The 18937-nt window shown below is 46.7% G+C and carries 17 protein-coding genes and 2 pseudogenes; 13 read left to right on the forward strand and 6 right to left on the reverse strand.

Annotated elements, in window-relative coordinates; all coding sequences use genetic code 11:
- Positions 1-4 precede the first annotated feature (4 nt).
- A pseudogene (locus tag ASF12_RS12080) lies at positions 5-412 on the forward strand (amino acid permease); the annotation flags it as partial.
- Positions 413-549: 137 nt separating this feature from the next.
- Here the strand turns inward: ASF12_RS12080 and ASF12_RS12085 are convergent.
- The 3 genes from ASF12_RS12085 to ASF12_RS12095 form a co-directional block, all read right to left on the reverse strand.
- Positions 550-2616, reverse strand: coding sequence for a serine hydrolase domain-containing protein (locus tag ASF12_RS12085; protein ID WP_056034597.1), 2067 nt, complete (start codon positions 2614-2616; stop codon positions 550-552).
- Positions 2617-2757: 141 nt separating this feature from the next.
- Entirely contained in the window at positions 2758-4041 is a 1284-nt protein-coding gene (locus ASF12_RS12090) for an ATP-binding protein (protein ID WP_056034601.1), read from the reverse strand.
- Positions 4031-4783: a LytR/AlgR family response regulator transcription factor gene (locus ASF12_RS12095; protein ID WP_056034603.1), complete on the reverse strand. Its 753-nt coding sequence runs from the start codon at positions 4781-4783 to the stop codon at positions 4031-4033. The genes ASF12_RS12090 and ASF12_RS12095 overlap by 11 nt, the downstream gene beginning before the upstream one ends.
- Before the next feature lie 304 nt (positions 4784-5087).
- Here ASF12_RS12095 and ASF12_RS12100 point away from each other — a divergent pair, with 304 nt between their 5' ends.
- The 6 genes from ASF12_RS12100 (at position 5088) to ASF12_RS12125 (ending at position 11345) form a co-directional block, all read left to right on the forward strand.
- Complete coding sequence (locus ASF12_RS12100) at positions 5088-5792, forward strand: response regulator transcription factor (RefSeq protein ID WP_056034606.1); 705 nt, start codon at positions 5088-5090, stop codon at positions 5790-5792.
- Complete coding sequence (locus ASF12_RS12105; RefSeq protein WP_235533133.1) at positions 5789-7150, forward strand: sensor histidine kinase; 1362 nt, start codon at positions 5789-5791, stop codon at positions 7148-7150. The genes ASF12_RS12100 and ASF12_RS12105 overlap by 4 nt, the downstream gene beginning before the upstream one ends.
- Positions 7151-7342: 192 nt before the next feature.
- Positions 7343-8407 carry a D-alanine--D-serine ligase VanG gene (vanG, locus tag ASF12_RS12110; RefSeq protein WP_056034608.1) on the forward strand — a complete coding sequence of 355 codons (1065 nt, stop codon included), beginning with the start codon at positions 7343-7345 and terminating at the stop codon, positions 8405-8407.
- Entirely contained in the window at positions 8404-9258 is an 855-nt protein-coding gene (locus ASF12_RS12115; protein WP_235533134.1) for a D-alanyl-D-alanine carboxypeptidase family protein, read from the forward strand. The genes vanG and ASF12_RS12115 overlap by 4 nt, the downstream gene beginning before the upstream one ends.
- The gene (vanT, locus tag ASF12_RS12120) at positions 9251-10498 is read left to right on the forward strand and encodes a serine racemase VanT catalytic subunit (RefSeq protein ID WP_235533135.1); all 1248 of its coding nucleotides are present in this window, start codon (positions 9251-9253) and stop codon (positions 10496-10498) included. The genes ASF12_RS12115 and vanT overlap by 8 nt, the downstream gene beginning before the upstream one ends.
- Positions 10499-10616: 118 nt before the next feature.
- On the forward strand, positions 10617-11345 hold the full coding sequence (locus ASF12_RS12125) for an ATP-grasp domain-containing protein (RefSeq protein WP_056034609.1): 729 nt from the start codon (positions 10617-10619) through the stop codon (positions 11343-11345).
- A 262-nt stretch (positions 11346-11607) separates the two neighbouring features.
- Here the strand turns inward: ASF12_RS12125 and ASF12_RS34455 are convergent, their stop codons facing one another.
- Entirely contained in the window at positions 11608-11757 is a 150-nt protein-coding gene (locus ASF12_RS34455; protein ID WP_155973115.1) for a hypothetical protein, read from the reverse strand.
- A gap of 325 nt (positions 11758-12082) precedes the next feature.
- On the opposite strand from ASF12_RS34455, the gene ASF12_RS12130 reads away from it, so the two are divergent.
- Together ASF12_RS12130 and ASF12_RS12135 are read left to right on the forward strand one after the other, a co-directional pair.
- Positions 12083-12265 (forward strand): DUF3934 family protein, encoded by a 183-nt coding sequence (locus ASF12_RS12130; protein ID WP_046231511.1) that lies wholly within the window; start codon positions 12083-12085, stop codon positions 12263-12265.
- Between the two features lie 331 nt (positions 12266-12596).
- The gene (locus ASF12_RS12135; protein ID WP_046231510.1) at positions 12597-12887 is read left to right on the forward strand and encodes a hypothetical protein; all 291 of its coding nucleotides are present in this window, start codon (positions 12597-12599) and stop codon (positions 12885-12887) included.
- A gap of 26 nt (positions 12888-12913) precedes the next feature.
- Here the strand turns inward: ASF12_RS12135 and ASF12_RS35600 are convergent.
- Positions 12914-13141, reverse strand: a pseudogene (locus tag ASF12_RS35600) (hypothetical protein); the annotation flags it as partial.
- A gap of 33 nt (positions 13142-13174) precedes the next feature.
- The gene (locus ASF12_RS12140; RefSeq protein ID WP_056034612.1) at positions 13175-13927 is read right to left on the reverse strand and encodes a helix-turn-helix domain-containing protein; all 753 of its coding nucleotides are present in this window, start codon (positions 13925-13927) and stop codon (positions 13175-13177) included.
- 249 nt (positions 13928-14176) lie between these two features.
- On the opposite strand from ASF12_RS12140, the gene ASF12_RS12145 reads away from it, so the two are divergent.
- From ASF12_RS12145 to ASF12_RS12160, 4 genes are all read left to right on the forward strand, one after another.
- Positions 14177-15301: a BMP family ABC transporter substrate-binding protein gene (locus ASF12_RS12145; protein ID WP_056034615.1), complete on the forward strand. Its 1125-nt coding sequence runs from the start codon at positions 14177-14179 to the stop codon at positions 15299-15301.
- Positions 15302-15406: 105 nt separating this feature from the next.
- Positions 15407-16963, forward strand: coding sequence for an ABC transporter ATP-binding protein (locus ASF12_RS12150; protein WP_327204915.1), 1557 nt, complete (start codon positions 15407-15409; stop codon positions 16961-16963).
- Positions 16960-18006: an ABC transporter permease gene (locus tag ASF12_RS12155; RefSeq protein WP_056034617.1), complete on the forward strand. Its 1047-nt coding sequence runs from the start codon at positions 16960-16962 to the stop codon at positions 18004-18006. Before ASF12_RS12150 ends, ASF12_RS12155 begins: the two co-directional genes overlap by 4 nt.
- Positions 17999-18937, forward strand: a complete 939-nt coding sequence (locus ASF12_RS12160) for an ABC transporter permease (protein ID WP_056034620.1) — start codon at positions 17999-18001, stop codon at positions 18935-18937. Before ASF12_RS12155 ends, ASF12_RS12160 begins: the two co-directional genes overlap by 8 nt.

The following is an 18937-nucleotide window of genomic DNA, read 5'->3' on the forward strand; positions in this document are numbered from 1 at the left end:
CTTTATCTCCATCCAAACAGTCCGATCACAAGTGACGGGCAGTCCGTTTGTATTGACCTTTGCGAAGGTAGGGATTGTCGCCGCTGCGGGTATTATCAACTTTGTCGTTCTTACAGCGGCTATGTCGGGATGCAACAGCGGGATTTATAGTGCGGGACGAATGCTGTATACGTTGTCTCAAAACGGTCAGGCGCCCAAATTTCTCGGCAAAGTATCCAAGGGCGGAACTCCACGAAACAGCATTGTAATGACCATCTGCTTGCTGTTGATCGGTGTTTTGTTGAACTATTTTATGCCAGATTCCAAAATGTTTTTGTATATTTACAGTGCAAGTGTTCTTCCGGGAGTGGTACCGTGGTTTGCGCTGGCATTCAGCCAGTTTAAATTCAGAAAGCGCTGGAAAAATGACATGCGTGTTTGGGATAGGAAAGCGGCAAAGCGTGGAGGAAATAGAAAGAAGCGACAATCTTAAATAGAATAAGCTGTTTAATAGATGAAAATCCCCTCTTAGAGCATGTGAAGTGCAAGGCTAAGAGGGGACTTATTTTTTTATTGCTTCTTCAAATCAATTTTAAAGGAATCCCCAGCTTTACCACCGAAAACGATCAGTCCGTCTTTTGGCAGCGTCACCGATTTTTCAAGACTGGCGATCGAGAAGTTGACGATCATTCCTGCTGCATCATACACGGCAAAGCCGCTGCCTGCTGGCACATCCACAGTCATCTTTTTATTCGCTGACTTCTTGTCAATTTTATACCATACGGCATGACCGCTGGGTGGGATCGTGCTAACCGACAATTTTCCACTGAAAAGAGGCGCGATCGCATCTTCACGGATAAAGGAGGAGCCGTCGATCATCAAATATTCTTTATTTTTCACCGAATAGAAATTCAGGTCAAAGGCATCTCTTCCGTCCGTAACCGGAATTTCAACAGCATTGACTGCTGTATTTTCATCTACAATTTTAGTGCCTGATGCGTATCCATACTCGGTATTCACAGCTATCTTCTTCACGAAATAGGGCTGCAACAAATAAAAAATAGAAGTGATTTTTTCATTCAAAGGGTAGTAGCTTTTGCCGTTTCTAGTTTCCCAAGCCTGTTTCGTTGCTGGTGTTAAAGGATTAGGGTCCAGCTTCTGATAGCTGTAAACGACCATGAGCGTTTGGCCGATTCCCGGGAAATCCAAATAGGAGCTAAGCTTTAAATACGTTTTGCCATTGCTTTGCTCATCAAAGCTTAGCGTTATGCTGCCCTCTTTGTTTTTGAATTGTCCATTGCCTGTGTATACGTATTTTTGTTCAGGTATAATTCCTCCCATTAAAGCGGGTAAAGCAAGCTCTCCGTCCTCAATCGCAATATCCAACGTTGATCCCACTGTACCGTAAAATCCGGAATACGCAAGTAGATCTGCCGGCATGTCGACTTTCACGGAAGGCTCGAACGTTTTACCCTGCTGAATGTCTGGAATAATGTCCTCTGCCTTTAAATATTCTAACAACACATTGGTTGCAAAAACGCTGTTGTAAAGGGAGCTTCCTCCCGAGGAAAGCACGGCGATGGAAATGTGGTGCTCCGGCAGTGCAATCAGGGCAGCGTGATACATCATCGTATCTCCGCCTTTAGAGAGGGCTGTTATTCCATAATCATCAAACGGTGCCAAGCTGACGGCATCCCAGCCAAGACCATAGTTAAAGGTATTGGACTCATCCGAAACCCAGATGCCTTTTTTATACTCATGGCTTTGCATCGCTTCAGCAGATTGTGCGGATAAAATATCAGGATAATTGCCGATTAATACGTCAGCGAATTTACTTAATTCCTCTGCCGTTGAGTAAATGCCTCCTGTCCCAATGACATTGGCGTTTTCGACGGGCATAGCCTGATTCATCGTCGGAAAATACGTTTTAGCCAGCCGAGTCCGATCAAAGGAGTCGAGTGGTGTTTTCGTAGCGCTTAAATTCAGAGGCTTGGCTATACGCTGCGCAATGAATTCGGTATAGCTTAAACCGCTCACTCGTTCAACCAACTGCTCAAGCAGCTGGAAACCGTCATTGCTATATACCGAATATTCGCCGGGAGCTGATTTTAACCGTTCGGATTGCAAGCGGAGCAATAATTTATCATGATTGCTTGTATCATTGTCACCAAACAGCATGCTGCTTTCATAGTGGGAGCCGTAAAGTCCTGCTGAATGATTCATGAGCATACGCGGCGTTATTTGCTTGTAGCGCTCATCGGCCATTTTAAAATCCTTGATATACGTCGTCAGCGGCTTATCGATATCGATTTGCTTAGCATCAGCGAGCATCATCGCTGCCGCTGTAACGTACATTTTGCTTACCGAGCCTATTCCGAGCATCGTGTCCTTCGTAATGGGCGACTTGGTCGCTTTATCATCTACCCCCGCGCTATCCGATAGGGCAACGGCCCCCTCATCCATAATCGCATATTGCAGCCCGCTGACACCGTAATTGGACACAATCTCCGAGGCGAGCAGCTCTGCCTTTTCCTTAACCGTATCCAGAGCCGCCCCCTTATTCGCCTGAGCAAACGTCTGGGTTACGGGGATAATGAACAGCGCAGCAGCCATTAATCCAGCAATCATTTTTTTCATTTTTAAAATCCTCCTCTTAAGTCCATTGCCAAATTTTACTTCCTGCATGTATCTTACTAGGAGGGAGAGGCATATGGAGCAAATGACCCTGAAACGAAAAAAACAATCCCTAAACAACAAGATTGTTTAAGGATTGTTCGTTCAAAAGGGCAGCATGACCATATTTTGAAAACGTTTCGGCTTCGTCTCGATCGTCATATGACCACCATATTTGTCGCATATTCTAGCAATGTTGGTTAAGCCAATGCCATGGTACTCTGGGTTCGGCTTCTGGCTGTTCAACGAGGCGGCCTCTGTTTCCATATGATTAAGGATATGGATGAACAGTGCCGATTCATTGGCATGGATGTGAATGAGAATGGAGCGATCCTCAGCGATTCGCACCTGTTTAGAAGCTTCGATGGCATTATCCAGCATATTTCCTAGGACGACACATAGGTCATACCGGTCAATGGCAACTTCCTGGGCGTTCAGGTTAAGCTTCGTATCGATTCGTATGCCATTCGCCTGGCCAATCGTAAGCGTATTCGTAACAAGCGCATCAATAACGAGATTCCCCGTATTCACCCTCTGATAGGCGCCTTCGACTTTGTTTAACGTTGTCTTAATATGCTCCATCGCTGCCGCCAGCTCATTTCGTTTAATACATTCCTCGATGTACAAAAACTGCTGGTTCGTATCATGAATGATCCTCTTAATCGATTTGAAGCTATGAACGGTTTTCTCGTAATTGGCATCCTGATAGTCCATCTGCTGCTGCAATTGGGCATTCTCATGCATAAATTGAAATTTTTCAATAATCATATCAAAAATATAAATGATCATCACATTGATGAAAAGAAATCCGATGACCGATATGAAATAGTGAATGTTCTTTTCGCTATAGCTTGTCAGCACATTAAGCTGGTACAGGCTGATTGCAGGGATAATCATGATGAGCAAATAGTAACGGTAATGCAAAGAGAAGCTTCGGTGTTTGGCAATTAGCCGGATCATTTGAATGACTGCAAACATGATGACGCAGGTGAGCAAAGTAGCCTTCGTATAAGCGAGCTGATCCTGAGCATTAATCGAATTAAAGTTGCTGAAGTCAACGGAATCCAGTTTATAAAAAATATAAAGCGAGATGAGATTAACGATGGACATTAGCACGCCATAAAGGATCGTGAAAATGATTTTGGCTTTTAACTCGACCTTATAAGACTGAGCCAAACTAAATATGACAAGCAGCGCAAAAATCGAGGATACAACAGGAGAGATATAAAAAAGTAAATACAGACAATTGAGCACGATAAAAACAATAAAATAAAGGAATCGATAAGGCTTTCTAGTTGGCTTGCCAAAAACCGAATTGAAGAAAAAAGAAATCTGGACGCCCATCACAAGAGCAATGCTAAATACAATAAACAGGTTGTCATGACTCATTTTCATTGACCCTCATGATCATAAATTTGGTATAAAAATCCTTCACTTCTTTAATTTTTGAACGGCCGATCGGCAGCTCCAGGCCACTAGACATGAGAACGACCCCGCTCGCAAACTTCTTCACATGGAGCAGATTAATAATAATGGATCGATGAATTTGCAAGAAGTTGCTGTCCTTCAAGGCTGAAGCATAATCGGCAAGAATGCCTTTGCTTTCATAGGTTCCATGTGAGGTTATAAAATTCAGCTTGCTCTTTACGCTTAAGCTTTTGGCTGCCTCGATGCCAATGATGTCATCATATTTTAAAACAACCTCTTCATAAGCCGACTTGATGACCAGAAACTTTTTGTGAAGCGCTTGAAAGTATTGGCATAGCTTCATTATTTTTTCCTCAAGGATCGCAGGGGCTACCGGCTTTAATAAATATTGAAAGGTCATGACGTCAAAGCTTTCGACCATATATTCCGGGTAGCTTGTCAGGAAGACAATTTGCTCATCGAGGCGATGGAGCCCTCTAATTTTTCGAGCGGTTTGAATCCCGTTTAGCCCGCCCATTTCAACATCCAATATTAAAATATGGAAAGGCGCTTCTTCCCGCTCGTAATGAGAGAGAAGCTGTTCTCCCGAGCTGAATAATTCGATTTCAAAATCGATATTGGACTTGATCGACAAAGCAATCAGCATGCTTCTAACGAGCTCTCTTTGCTTTTCCTCATCCTCACAAATTGCTACTCGATACATAAAAGGATACCTCCCTCAGTTCCACTTGCGTCATTGTACGACGGTATCTAAATATCATACAATTATTTGGCGATGAAAAAACAGCTTTTGGGTAAAATGCATATTTGAATCCCTCAAATGACGTAAATAGGTAATAGTCGTAAAAATGGGACAGCATATAAGAGCGGTATCCGCTCATCGTTAAGAAAATGTTAAACCATTCATAAGTATTGAGGCCCTTGTTGTTAAACTGTTTCCTTCATAATGCAGGGAGGGTAAACTGTAGGGGACGAGGCAAGGGGCTTGGGAGGAAAGGGGTCACACAATGGCTGCTGCAACAATATTAATGGTCGATGATGAGAAGGAAATATTGAAGCTGATTGAGATTTATTTGCTGAATGAAGGCTATCAGCTGCTGCAGGCGTCGAACGGATTAGAGGCGCTTGAGCTGCTGAGTAAACATAGCGTTGATCTGATCATACTTGATGTGATGATGCCGAAGATGGACGGACTGGAAGCCTGCATGAAAATTCGCGAGGATCACAATATCCCGATTATTATGCTGTCAGCGAAGACGCAGGATATCGATAAAATTACGGGTCTTAGCATCGGTGCTGACGAATATGTGTCCAAGCCGTTCAGTCCGCTTGTGCTCGTTGCGCGTATTAAGTCGCATTTGCGCCGTTATAATCGGATGAGTGTTCAGAAGTTGGAGCCGAGCAGCGACCAGCAAATTATAATTGATGATCTTGTCATTAATATTGATGCCCATACCGTTACTGCCGACGGGCAAGAGGTAAAGCTGACGCCGCGTGAATTCGCCGTACTGGAGCTGCTTGCTATTAATCGGGGCATTGTTTTGAGTACGGAGCGAATTTACGAGGTAGCCTGGAATGAGCCTTTCATGGAATCGAAAAATACGGTCATGGTGCATATTCGTAAAATTCGCGAGAAAATCGAAAAGGACCCGCAGCATCCGAAGTTTATTAAAACGGTATGGGGCATCGGCTACAAAATGGAGGCGCTATGAACAGTGAGCAAATGAGACGCCTTATATTTGCTACGCTGGGAAGCTTCGCGATTACGATAATTGGCTTGTTTGTCGCCTATGGGCTGTCAGCCAATGTGCTCATGAATTTTCGGCCATTCCGGGAAACCGTAAGAGGGCTGCAAAATATTGTAGGGACTTTACCGCTTGTCATATTTGCGGCTTTGCTTTTGTTTAGCCTCTGTTTAATCTTCTTCTACAGTCGGGAGACGAATGCGGCAAAGGCTGGTTATCGCGGAAGCCTTGCAGCATTTGGAACGGGAAGCTGGCTGTTTCGAACGATTCGCTGGAAGCTCGTATTCGGGTTTTTAATAAGCCTCGTCATCAGCTTTATTTTATTTATGCTGCTTTATTTTGCAGTCGTATTGCTTGTAGAAATAGCGCCGCTAGGCGAGCTCATACGCGGCATTATTGAAACGATAGGGCGTTTGCCGCTTATTATCGCCACCTGCTTTTTTCTCTTCCTGGTCGTATTTTTCCTAATCAGCAATCAAACGATTCATTATTTAAGGGAAATTACCTTCGGCCTCCAGCAAATTGCTAATGGCAATCTGAACTACGAGATCGCGGTAAAATCCTCGGATGAATTGGGCGAGGTCGCATATAACATCAATCAAATGGGCCACAAGCTGAACATGTTGATTGAGGAGGAGCGTAAGGCGGAGAAGACGAAAAATGATTTGATCACTGGTGTTTCTCATGATTTGCGCACACCTTTGACTTCGGTTCTCGGCTTTCTGGAGCTGATCGAACAGGATCGCTATAAAGATGAGGTCGAGCTTCGGTATTACATTGGCATTGCCTATGAAAAGTCATTAAGCTTGAAAAAATTAATTGATGATTTATTCGAATTTACGCGGGTCAATAACGGCATGCCTTTGGAAAAGCTCGAATTGGATTTGAACGGTTTTATCCAGCAGCTGTTAGAGGAGTTCGTGCCGAATTTGGAAGCGGCAGGAATGAAGGGGCGTGTCTTTCCAGACGCTGCTCCGCTCAAAATTAAGGCCGATGGCGACCGGCTGGTCAGAGCCTTTGAAAATTTGGTCATGAATGCAATTCAATACGGGCAGGAAGGCGGCTATGTCGATGTCCGTTTGCGGCGGGAGCAGGGCTATGCTGTAGTGGAGGTCGTCAATTATGGCGAGTCGATTCCCGAAAAATATTTGCCTTATTTATTTGAACGCTTCTATCGCGGAGACCAATCCCGGTCACAGCAGACGGGCGGGACGGGACTTGGGCTCTCGATTGCGAAGAGCATTGTGGAGCTGCATGATGGAACGATTGCGGTAAAAAGCAGGCGGGGCGAGACGATATTTGAAACGCGCTTTCCTTTATATTAATAACGAAAACACAATGACCTTGTATACGAGGAATTGTGTTTTTTGTTTTTGCTAAACAAATGTTAAGAAGTGTTAAGAAATGTTAAGAAATGATAAGCAAATGTTTCGATTCTACTAAGCTTACGGTTATAGGCTCATAAGAGAAGCCCGCTATGCTAGATTCATACATCTGATAGGGGGATGAAGGAGAACATGAATAAAATACGAGTGGGCGTATTGTTCGGCGGTTGTTCTACGGAATATAAAGTGTCGTTATCCTCAGCAGCCGCTGTTCTGGAGCATTTAAATCGAGATAAATATGATGTCGTCATGATCGGTATTACGAGAGACGGACGCTGGTATAGATATAACGGGGACCTAACAGACATTCGGGAGGATCGCTGGAGCAGCCAGTCTGCCCAGTGCGTCCCGGCTGTTCTATCTCCGAGCAAAGAAACGAGAGGACTCATTGAGCTTGTGCATACGGAATTTCACATCACAACGTTAGATGTCGTATTCCCGGTTTTGCATGGTAAAAATGGCGAGGATGGCACCGTGCAGGGGCTGCTTGAGCTGTCGGGCCTGCCATTCGTAGGCTGCGGCACATTATCCTCTGCCATTTGCATGGATAAAGCGGTGGCCAAAAATGTAGTCCAAGCTGCCGGACTGGAGGTACCGCCATCGATTACCGTCCTGGCTGGCGATTCCATTGCCAAAGCAGTGGGGGCAGCGGCGAAGCTGGGCTTCCCGCTTTATGTGAAGCCTTCCAGATCCGGTTCCTCCATCGGGATAACGAAAGCTTACACAGAGCAAGAGCTGATAAGCGGCATTGAGGAAGCTTTTGCCCATGACGGAAAAGTTGTAATCGAGCAGCATGTGAATGGCTTTGAAGTGGGCTGCGCTATACTTGGCGATGCCTCGCAGCCCATAATCGGTGAAATCGATGAAATTGCGCTGACGGGCGAGTTTTTTGACCATGTAGAAAAATATTCGCTAGGCACAGCAGCCATTCATCTGCCTGCCCACATCGATAAGGATACGGCGGATAAAGTGAAAGCTATGGCACTGCGGATTTATAGCGTGCTGGGGTGCAGCGGTCTAGCAAGGGTTGATTTATTTTATGCGAGCGATGGGCGGCTCTTATTTAATGAAGTCAACACGCTTCCCGGATTCACGGCGCACAGCAGGTATCCGAATATGATGAAGCATGCAGGCATTGACTTTCCTGAGCTGCTGGACCGTCTCATCGAGCTGGAGACAGCAAAGGCGGCATTATGATGGAAGCTATAAGCATAAGCCGCAAGCCCAGCGGGAGGAAGCATGAAAGGCAGCATGAATGCCGTATACAGGTGAACCGAGAAGACGTGCATAAAGGCTGCTTAATTCTAGTGAATCAGGAAAATCCGGTCAAACAAATTGTGCCCAGCCTCCGGTCATTGCCGGCAAGTATACGTAAGGCCAGCCATGTGCAGGAGCAGCGGATTATGCTTGATAAAATGTGCATCCAGCCATTGTCCGCGCTCTTGGAGGCGTGCCAGGCGGCGGACGATATTGCCGCAGTAAGCGGCTATCGTTCCAGAGAAGCGCAAGCCAAAATATATGCGGCTTCGCTAGAGGAAAATGGAGCGGCTTTCACATCGAGATATGTGGCCATTCCGGGGGCAAGCGAGCACCAGACGGGGCTTGCTGTAGATGTGGGGCTGTGCATGGGCGATATCGATTATATTTGTCCGACGTTTCCCGATGATGGCGCGAGCGGCAGGTTCAAAGCGCTTGCGGCAGAGTACGGTTTTATCCAAAGATATGAGGAAAGCAAGGAAGCCATTACGGGCATCGCTTGCGAGCCGTGGCATTACCGTTACGTGGGTTATCCGCATTCTATGCTTATGAAGCAGCTGGATTTGTGCTTGGAGGAGTACACGGCCTATATGAAGAGCTTCTCTTACCACAAGGAGCATCTTTATGTGGAGGGGCGTTCTGCCTTCGCCGAAATTTATTATGTGGAAGCAGAGGAGCAGGTAACAACGGTACCTATTATTAGAGGAGATAGCTATCAACTATCCGGCAATAATCAGGACGGCTTTGTTGTGACAGTATTTCATCAGAAGGGCGATGGGAGCTGTGAGTAAATTTGGCTATGGTGGTATGGACTATTTCAAGCTGGCTGCTGCGACTCGAAAGCCAGCTCTGCATCGAGCATGGACAGAAATCAATCTCGATCATTTAGTGCATAATCTCAGGCAGTTTAAAAAGGTTGCCCAAGCAGGCACTCAAATCATGGCGGTGGTCAAAGCGGACGCATACGGTCATGGCAGCATCCCGATTTCAAGGAAGCTTAATGAAGCGGGCGTTCGCTCCTTCGCTGTTGCAGCAATTGATGAAGGCATAGCCTTGCGCAAAAAAGGGATCAAAGGCGATATCCTCATTTTAGGCTATACGCCGTTGCATCGTCTTCAGGAGCTGCGCCGCTACAAGCTGGTACAGACCGTTATTAATGCGGATGATGCAGAGAGGCTGCAAGCTTTTGGCAAAAAAATAAAGGTGCATATTAAAATCAATACGGGCATGAATCGGCTGGGTGAACATTACAACGACATGGAGCGTATACGGTCGATGTATCAGCATAAAAATTTGCAAGTTATGGGCACATTCAGCCACCTCACGTCTGCGGAAAGTCACCGCAAGGAGGATGTGGATTTTACGAGGCTTCAGTTAGAGCGATTCGACAGCGTGGTCAATCAGCTCCTAGCAGATGGCGTAAATCCGGGCATCACCCATATCCAGAGCAGCTACGGCATTTTAAATTATCCGGATCGAGGTTATGGAATGGTTAGGCCAGGCATCGCCCTGTATGGCATCCTGAGCCAGGATAACGACCGCGTGCATGCGAACGTCGAGCTGCGTCCGGTCTTGTCACTGAAAGCGACCGTTACGTTGGTCAAGAGCATTCATGCAGGTGAGCCCGTCGGATACAATGGCTGCTACACGCCTTCACGAGACAGCAAAATCGCAACGGTATCGATTGGCTATGCCGACGGCATTCCGCGCGAGCTGTCCCAAAAAGGAGGCTGTGTACTCATACATGGCCAGCGGGCTTTAATAGTAGGGAAAATCTGCATGGATCAGTTGATGGTCGATGTGACTTCGATAGCCGGGGTTCAGCAAGGGGATACGGCAACGCTGATCGGACAAGATGGCAAGGAGAGCATAACAGCCGGAGAAATCGCCAAGCGAGTTGGAACGATAACGAATGAAGTGGTTAGCACACTCAGCAGCAGAGTGGAAAATGTGTATATCTCTAACGCTTTAGGCGTGGAGAGGGCTAAATCATATGCGCAAATAAAGAGAAAGACGAAGCTGCTTTATTAATAATTAATGGACTGTTCACAAGGAGCAGTCTATTTTTTTGTTTTTTCCAAAAAAGGGAATGATATAATCATGATATAGATTTAATATTCGAGTAGAGCATAATAGAAAGGTGAATAAGATGAGGGCGTATATTCGGAAAAATAGCGATAATGAAATTGCGAGCCATAATTTTTATGCCGCTTTTGACGGATTCAAGCAAATGGGTTTTGAAATCCATTATTTTGAAACGGTCAGCGAGCTGTTTGGAAATCAAAAAGAAGACATCGTCGTTGGTTATGTGAATGAAGTAAGAAAAGCTCTTTTTAAACATAACATCATAACGCCTGAAATGGATTATCCTGAGGAGCTTGAAGGCTACTTGGGCAGAAAAATATGGACATCTAAATTAAGCGCGATAGCAAACAATCCAGACAGCTGGAACATATTTATAAAGCCAATAGAGGACAAAAAGTTCACTGGCGTCGTTGTTCGCGGGACAAAGGACTTAGTAGGCTGCGGCACATACGGTGAAGATCCTGATATATTATGCTCGGAGGTCGTCCATTTTGTAACGGAATGGAGATGCTTCGTCAGATACGGGGAAATATTAGATATACGCAGGTATAAAGGCGACTGGAGAATGCATTTTGACTATAAAGTCGTTGAAAAGGCGGTTGCACAGTTCACCTCCGCGCCTAAAGGATATGCGATAGATTTTGGCTTAACGGATAAGGGGGAAACCTTGTTAATAGAAGTGAATGATGGATATGCATTAGGGCATTATGGACTATTTTCCGTCGATTATGCGAAGCTTTTGATGGCGAGATGGGCAGAGCTGACCGATACTAGAGATGAATGTGATTTTTAATCCAATAAAGTGCAGGCAACTGAAAAGGAGTGTGCCGAAAATCAGCATCATCTGCTACGTTTCAGGGGGCTCCTTGCACAAAGCTAGAGTTGGCGGACACAGCAGCCGCTATATCAACAGAATCCGGGTTAAGGCACAACTGGCGGACTCAGGAGCCGTTAATGCGTTGCAAAAAGCCATTTTGACGGGAGTATTGGGGCAATAGCGGATTTCCTGTCCCCTTACAGCCTAAAATCGGAGAAAAAGCCAAAATAGTGGATCCTCAGTCCTTGAAAAAATGAGGAAGGTTCCCGAGCGTCCCCAACGGTGCGGTTTCAGCGACGAACGACTGAATATTGCCTGAATCAATAATAAAATTCGTCATCTTTACCAGCGAATCGGCGTTGTTGAAGATGCTTTTTTTGTCCGACATTGGCCCCTGTTACCCTGCTTTCGCCATGAAGAGCTATCATTTATAATCGCTACCTCTGGCAAATCAAGCGTTTCATTGTTATACTGAGTCTGCATCTGTCTATTCCATTGGTTGCACAGCAGGTCTGTCAATTAATGCAGGCGTAGGAGATGCTTTTTCATTTTTTAAAATATAGGAAAGCATATGATTTCGCCATACTTTCTCTATATTTCTCGGAATGAAACGCGCCGCGCCGCCAGAGGACGGCGAGAGCCGTTTCACCTTGGCTGGATTTATGCAGCAAGCAACGGTCTCGATTTTGAGCCAACCATAAAGGAGTGATTTTTTGAGCAAGGCGAAGGGCAAGGGTGGAACAGGCAGAGGAACGGACAAGAAGGGCTGGAATCGGTGGCAGGCTAGTGCCAATAAAGCCAAAAACGCGCCTAAGCCTTATAAAAGCAAAGGGACTAAAAACCAGGATGGAGCCGCTGCTTCAAGTACTCAAAAAGGCGAGAAACCCAGCGTTTAGCCCAAAAATAAAAAACATAAACGTTCTATATATTAACGCATAGCATGAATGATGATATTATAGAAGTAACTGAAATCTTGGTCAGCAAGAAGCAGCGCTTTCCAGAAGGCTTTTTTTGAAAATATAAGACTTTATAAGTTTCACGCTTATAAATGAACTTATATTCCACCTGCGAAACGGAAGCCTTGCCGCCAAAGGATGGCTTCAGCTGTTTACGCTTGAGTGTTTAAAAGGTTTTTAAAAAGATCAGACTCCATGTATAGGGATTTTGCATGGGCCTGGAGTCGATCGCACAAATTGAAGGAGTGGTAATCTGAGAAAGCAAAAACCAATGTCATTTGACGACCTGTTGAAGGAACTGCAGGGACAGAAAACAAACCAGGAAGATCCGAACGAGGTATCCTTAAACGAGCTGTTTAACGATGCATTTATGAGCAAGCATTCCAGCAGCAGCAGCTTTGGGCAGTTTTTGGAGAAAGGCAATTTTCAAGCAGAGACGCATGAGGAGATCGACAACATTCCTGATGAGCTGTTTGATCGCCATGTTGCGCGCGAGACCGAGTTTGCAGATTGGAAATCCATGCTCGATACAGCCACGAAGACATATAAAGGCAAAGCTTAGCTTAAGCGGCAACATGAAATAGGCTGTTAATGGATAGATGAGATGAACCCACACGCCATGCTTGGTGAGTTCGTCTCATTAATTTGGCCTATGCTATGGTGCAACAGAGCGGGCAAGGCGAAGCCAAGGTCGTCTATGCAAAAGGATGGATGACTGCGACGCCTGCACGTAGCCCCACAGCCCCGGGCCTCTTCAGCCCAACTGCCACCACGGAAAATACGGTATGGACCATATACTTCCGCATCATATAAATCCTCTTCCCTCTATAGATTAATATTTTCAATCCCTCACAAAATTTTGCCCTTCCTATAGGTGCGAGGCGTACAGCCAATTTCCCGTTTAAACATGCTGCAAAATTGCGCATCATTGGCAAAGCCGGCATCGGCGGCAATTTCAGAAATATGCATCTGGGTACCTGTTAGCAGCGATTTTGCATATTCCAGACGTTTTAGCAAAATATACTGGAGAGGCGCGATGTTGTAGCGTTCCTTAAAAAGGTGGCGGAAGCGGTCATAGCTATAACCAGACATGTCAGCTAGCAGCTCAACGGTGAGCTTCTGCTTATAATGATCATCCATATATTGCAGCACATATTTGACCCGATCTTCTGATGGATGGGGTGTTTTTCGGTTTCCAAAAATTTGCTGAAGCGGCGGAAGCAGCTCATTGAGGAGAGCATTCAGCGATTCGCTGTCGGTTCTCGGACGGATGAAAAATTCCTCTTTTATGCGCCATAAATGCTTTAAAATCGTATGGCTCGCATCGTCGTCATAAACCCCGCTTAATCCTTTTAATTCCACATCAGGAGCGTTAAAACCAATGAACAGCACCTCGCCCTCCAATTCATGAATCTCGCTATGAATATGCCGAGGAGCGATGAGGGCAATCGTATGCTCTTTAAAGCGATATTTACGGCCTGCAATGACGGTTGGACCCATACCGCGAATGTAATAAACAAGCTCGTAGCACTCATGCTGATGAGGAGGGATGTTAGTATTTCTCTCATGTATGTCATTTGCTAAATACAATAATCGATTCATAACAGCCCTCCTTCGCGTGTATATAGCCGAATCGTATAAAAAGTTGACCGAATCGAGATAATTATTTGATTTCGAATTTGATATGATCGTATCATCCCGAACAAGCTATTCAGAAAGCGTACCTTTATTATAACCTATTTATTTTCTACATTACACTTGGGGTAAGCATTCTTTTCAGGAGAGCAGGCGCGGGCGGCTAGTTTCAAAGGGAACACGTCTTTTAATCGACAGAGAGTGGGGGAACAGAGAATGAAGAAAAATGTGATGGCATTACTCATGGTTTCGGTTCTATTGGTGCTGGCAGCTTGTGGTGGAGGAAATACGGGGACAAGCAGCGGCAATTCAGCTGGCTCAGGCAGTACAGGCGGGGATAAGAAGCTGAAGGTTGTTCTGCTCGTACCGGGTACACTTGGCGATAAATCTTTCTTTGATGCAGCGAACAAGGGATTGACGCTTGTTAAATCCGAATTGGGCGCAGATACGAAAGTGATTGAAATGGGAACAGACAAAACGAAGTGGGAACCTACTTATCAAGATATAGCAGCGCAGGACTGGGATATTATCATCTCCGGCGGCTCTGAAATTACCGAGATGTTTAATGCGACAGCAGAAACGTATCCTGACAAAAAATTCATCAACTACGATACGGATATTGAAGAAACACCGGCTAACGTATATGCGATGTCTTACGCAACGAATGAGGTTTCCTTCCTTGCAGGCGCAGTAGCCGCGATTGCGACGAAATCCGATATTCCAAATGCGAACAAAGATAATGTGATTGGCTTTGTCGGCGGCATGGACATTCCCGGCATTAATGCATTCCTGGTTGGTTATATCCAAGGGGCACAATACGTCGATCCTGCCATTAAGGTAGCCGTGTCCTATGCGGGCGATTTCGTTAACCCGGCGAAAGGCAAGGAGCTGTCGCTCATTCAGTACAATTCCGGTGTCGACGTGATTTTCAACGTGGCTGGCGCGACGGGCCTGGGCATCTTCGATGCAGCGAAAGACAAGAAGCGTTACGCGATTGGCGTTGACTCCGACCAAGGGTCCCTGCTTCAGGAAACGGATAAAGAAAAAGCGAATCTGATCATGACGTCTGCTATTAAAAAAATCGATACCTCTATTCTTGGCGCAGTGAAGAAAACGCAAGAGGGCACGCTCGAATATGGACAACGCCAAGTGCTCAGCTTTGATCAAGATGGCGTAGGCATTGCTGAAAATGACATTTACAAATCGATCTTCACGGCTGATATGCAGAAGCAAGTAGAAGATATCAAGCAAAAGCTGGCTAAACAAGAAATTAAAGTAGACAACGCGATGGGTATGGAAACTTCGCAAATCGAAGCCATCCGCAACGCGGTTAAACCATAATAACGATCCTCAAAGCTTAGTGCAGTTGGTCATTCTTCTCTTTCCATCAGGAAGAAGGCCAGCTGCCTCTTTATAATGACCTCCGAAAGGTAAAGGGGTTTTACGATGATGCCGAATCAGCTGCTCGAAATGAAAAATATTACGAAGGTTTACCCGAACGGGGTGGTCGCCAACCAGAAGGTGCAGTTTACGCTTGCCGAGGGCGAGATTCACGCAATCGTTGGTGAAAATGGCGCCGGCAAATCCACGCTGATGAAAATGATGTTCGGCATGGAAGAGCCGAGCGAAGGCGAAATCATTCTTCGGGGCAAGCCGGTAAGGCTGGCTTCGCCGCAGGATGCGATAGATCATGGCATCGGCATGGTCCATCAGCATTTTATGCTGGTGCCGTCGTTCACCGTTGCGGAAAATATGGTGCTGGGCATGGAGCCAAAGAAGGGCGTCAGCATTAATTACAACGAAGCGGTGCGGATGACAGAGGAGATGAGCAAAAAGTACAATCTGCTCGTTAATCCGAAGGCGAAGGTTGAGGACCTCAGTGTCGGCATGAAGCAGAAGGTCGAAATTTTGAAAGCTCTGCTGCGTGGCGCGGAAATTCTTATTCTCGATGAGCCGACCGCCGTACTGACCCCGCAGGAAACAGAGGAGCTGTTCCGCGAGCTAACGCAGCTTAAGCAGCAGGGGCATACGATTGTGTTTATTTCCCACAAGCTGAAGGAAGTTAAAGCGATTTGCGACCGGATTACGATTATGCGCGCCGGCAAAAGCGAAGGTGTTTTTTGGACGAAGGATGTTACCGAGCAGGAAATTTCCAAGCTGATGGTCGGTCGTGACGTTGTGCTGAGGTATGACAAGGAGAAGAAGCCTTACGGGGCGCCAATTCTTTCCGTTACTGATTTTTCATTGGCGGATGAAACGGGCAAGGCGCTGCTGGACAAGGTAGCGTTCAAGGTGCGTGGCGGCGAAATCGTCGGTATTGCTGGAGTCGAGGGCAATGGGCAAACTCAGCTTGTTGAAGCTTTAACGGGCAGTTTGGCTGTGCGCAGCGGAAATGTGGCCGTTAAAGGCACGGACATTCAAGGCTATGATATCCGCAAAATTCGCTCGCTCGGCGTTTCCTATATTCCGGAGGATCGCATGCGCCAAGGGGCAGCCAAAGACGCAAGCATTTCCGATAATTTGATTTCTACGCAATACAATACGAAAGCGATGAACAAGGGCCTCTTTTTGAGGAGTAAAAAAATAGCGAAGCTTGCGGCCACTCTCATTGAGGAGTTCCGCGTGCGCTGCTCGGGCCCGAATCAGCCGATAGGCATGCTTTCAGGCGGCAATATGCAGAAGGTCGTCGTCGCTCGTGAATGCTCGACAGCGCCGGATTTGCTCATTGCCGAGCAGCCGACACGCGGCGTCGATATTGGGGCAGCCCAATTTATTCACCAGAAGCTGATTGAGCTTCGGGATGGAGGCAGCGGCGTGCTGCTCATTTCGGCAGATTTGAACGAAATATTGGAGCTGAGCGACAGCCTGCTTGTGATGTATGAAGGACAAATCGTCGCATATTTGGAAGAGCCGTCAACGGTAAGCGAGGAAGAGCTCGGGCTGTACATGCTGGGCCTTAACCGGCAGGACGAGCAGCAAATCAGGAGGGCCGTGGAAGCATGAAGGTAAAATATTTTGAAGTCATCCGAACGACAGCGGTCATTCTGATTGCGCTTGTTCTCGCTTTTATTATTATTTCCATTGTCAGCGAGCAGCCGCTGGAGAGCATTCGCATCTTCCTGTGGGAGCCGCTGAATACGAAGGGGCATATCGGCAACGTCATTGAAATGGCGATTCCGCTCATGTTCACAGGACTTGCGGTATCGCTGCTGTTTAAAGCGAATTTGTTCAATCTCGGAGCGGAAGGGCTGTTTTATTTTTCCGGGGTAGTTGCAGCGTCGCTTGCGATTCATCTTAGTCTGAACAGCTTTGTGCATCCCTTTGTGGCTATCCTTGCAGGGTCGCTCGTCGGCGCGGTGTTATCCGCTATTCCAGGTATTCTCAAGGCTAAATGGAATGTAAATGAGCTCGTCAGCTCGCTGATGTTCAACAATATTTTGTTTGGCATCGGGCTTTATATTTTGAACTATAAGCTGCGCGATGCTCAGGCCTTTGCAGCCGTATCCTTCAAGTTCGAGAAAACAGCGATGCTCACCAAGCTGATACCAGGCACGCGTATTCATACGGGGCTGATTATCGTGCTTGTGCTGATCGTAGCGGCGCATTATTTTCTATACAAAACCAAATGGGGCTATGAGCTGAGAATGACGGGGGCCAATCGCGAATTTGCGGGTTATTCCGGCATGAAGACGGCCAAGGTCATCATTATCGTACATTTAATTGGTGGCTTTATTGCGGGCATGGGCGGCTCGGTAGAGGTGCTGGGCATGTACAATCGCTTCCAGTGGTCGTCGCTGCCAGGCTACGGCCTGGATGGTGCGCTAGTAGCGATGCTGGCGAAAAATAACCCGTTTTCGGTCATTGGCGCAGCGCTCTTCCTGGCCTATATCCGAATCGGAGCCGACCAGATGGCGCGTTTCTCCGATGTGCCTGCCGAAATGATTTCGATTGTGCAGGCGATTATTATTTTGCTGATTTCGGCAGAGCAGTTTTTGAAGTTCTGGAAAAATCGGATGCTGCTCAAGGAGGCACAGCGTAATGTCTAGTTTGTTTGATGTCATTTTCACGACTGAATTTGCGTTTTCTGTCCTCCGGGTAACGACTCCGATTTTGTTCGCGGCACTAGGAGCACTCATTTCCAACCGTGCGGGCATTATCAATATTGGACTTGAGGGCATTATGCTGGTGGCGGCCCTTTCAGGCGTTGTAGTCAGCGCTTATACGGGCAGCTCATGGGTTGGGCTGCTGGGCGCGGTAATGGCGGGCACGCTTATTTCCGGCATACTGGCTTTTTTCACCCTGCATTTCAAGACGCATATTATTCTCGGCGGGGTCGCGATCAATATGTTTGCCTCCGGGGGAACTGTATTTATTTTGTATTTGCTAAGCGGAGACAAAGGCTCCTCGACCTCGCTTCCGAGCAAGGTGCTGCCCAGCGTGGACATTCCGCTGCTTAAGGATATTCCGGTGCTGGGACCGATTTTCTCCGGCCATAATGTATTGACCTATATGTCAATTATAGCGGTTTTTGTTGTGTATTATATGCTGAAAAGAACGCCGCTCGGCCTGCGCATTCGCTCAGTCGGCGAAAATCCGCAGGCTGCCCAGTCCGTAGGGGTCAGCGTAGTGAAGGTGCAGTATACGGCGCTGCTGCTGAGCGGCTTTTTCGCAGGACTTGGCGGCGCATATATGTCGATGGGCTACCTGTCGCTGTTCACGCGGGATATGACCGCCGGACGGGGCTGGATTGCGATTGCCGCGGAATCGATGGGACGGAGTACGACGGTCGGCACAACGCTGACATCGCTATTGTTCGGCGCGGCGGATGCGCTGGCCAATGCGCTTCAGGTGCTTAAAATTCCGGCAGAGCTAATCGGCACACTCCCATACGTCACGACCGTTATCGGTCTCATCGTATACGCCGTCAGCGAATCCCGTAAGAAGAATAGGAAGCTTAAAGCGAAAGTGAAAGGATGA

The sequence above is a fragment of the Paenibacillus sp. Leaf72 genome, assembly GCF_001422685.1.
GTDB lineage: Bacteria > Bacillota > Bacilli > Paenibacillales > Paenibacillaceae > Pristimantibacillus.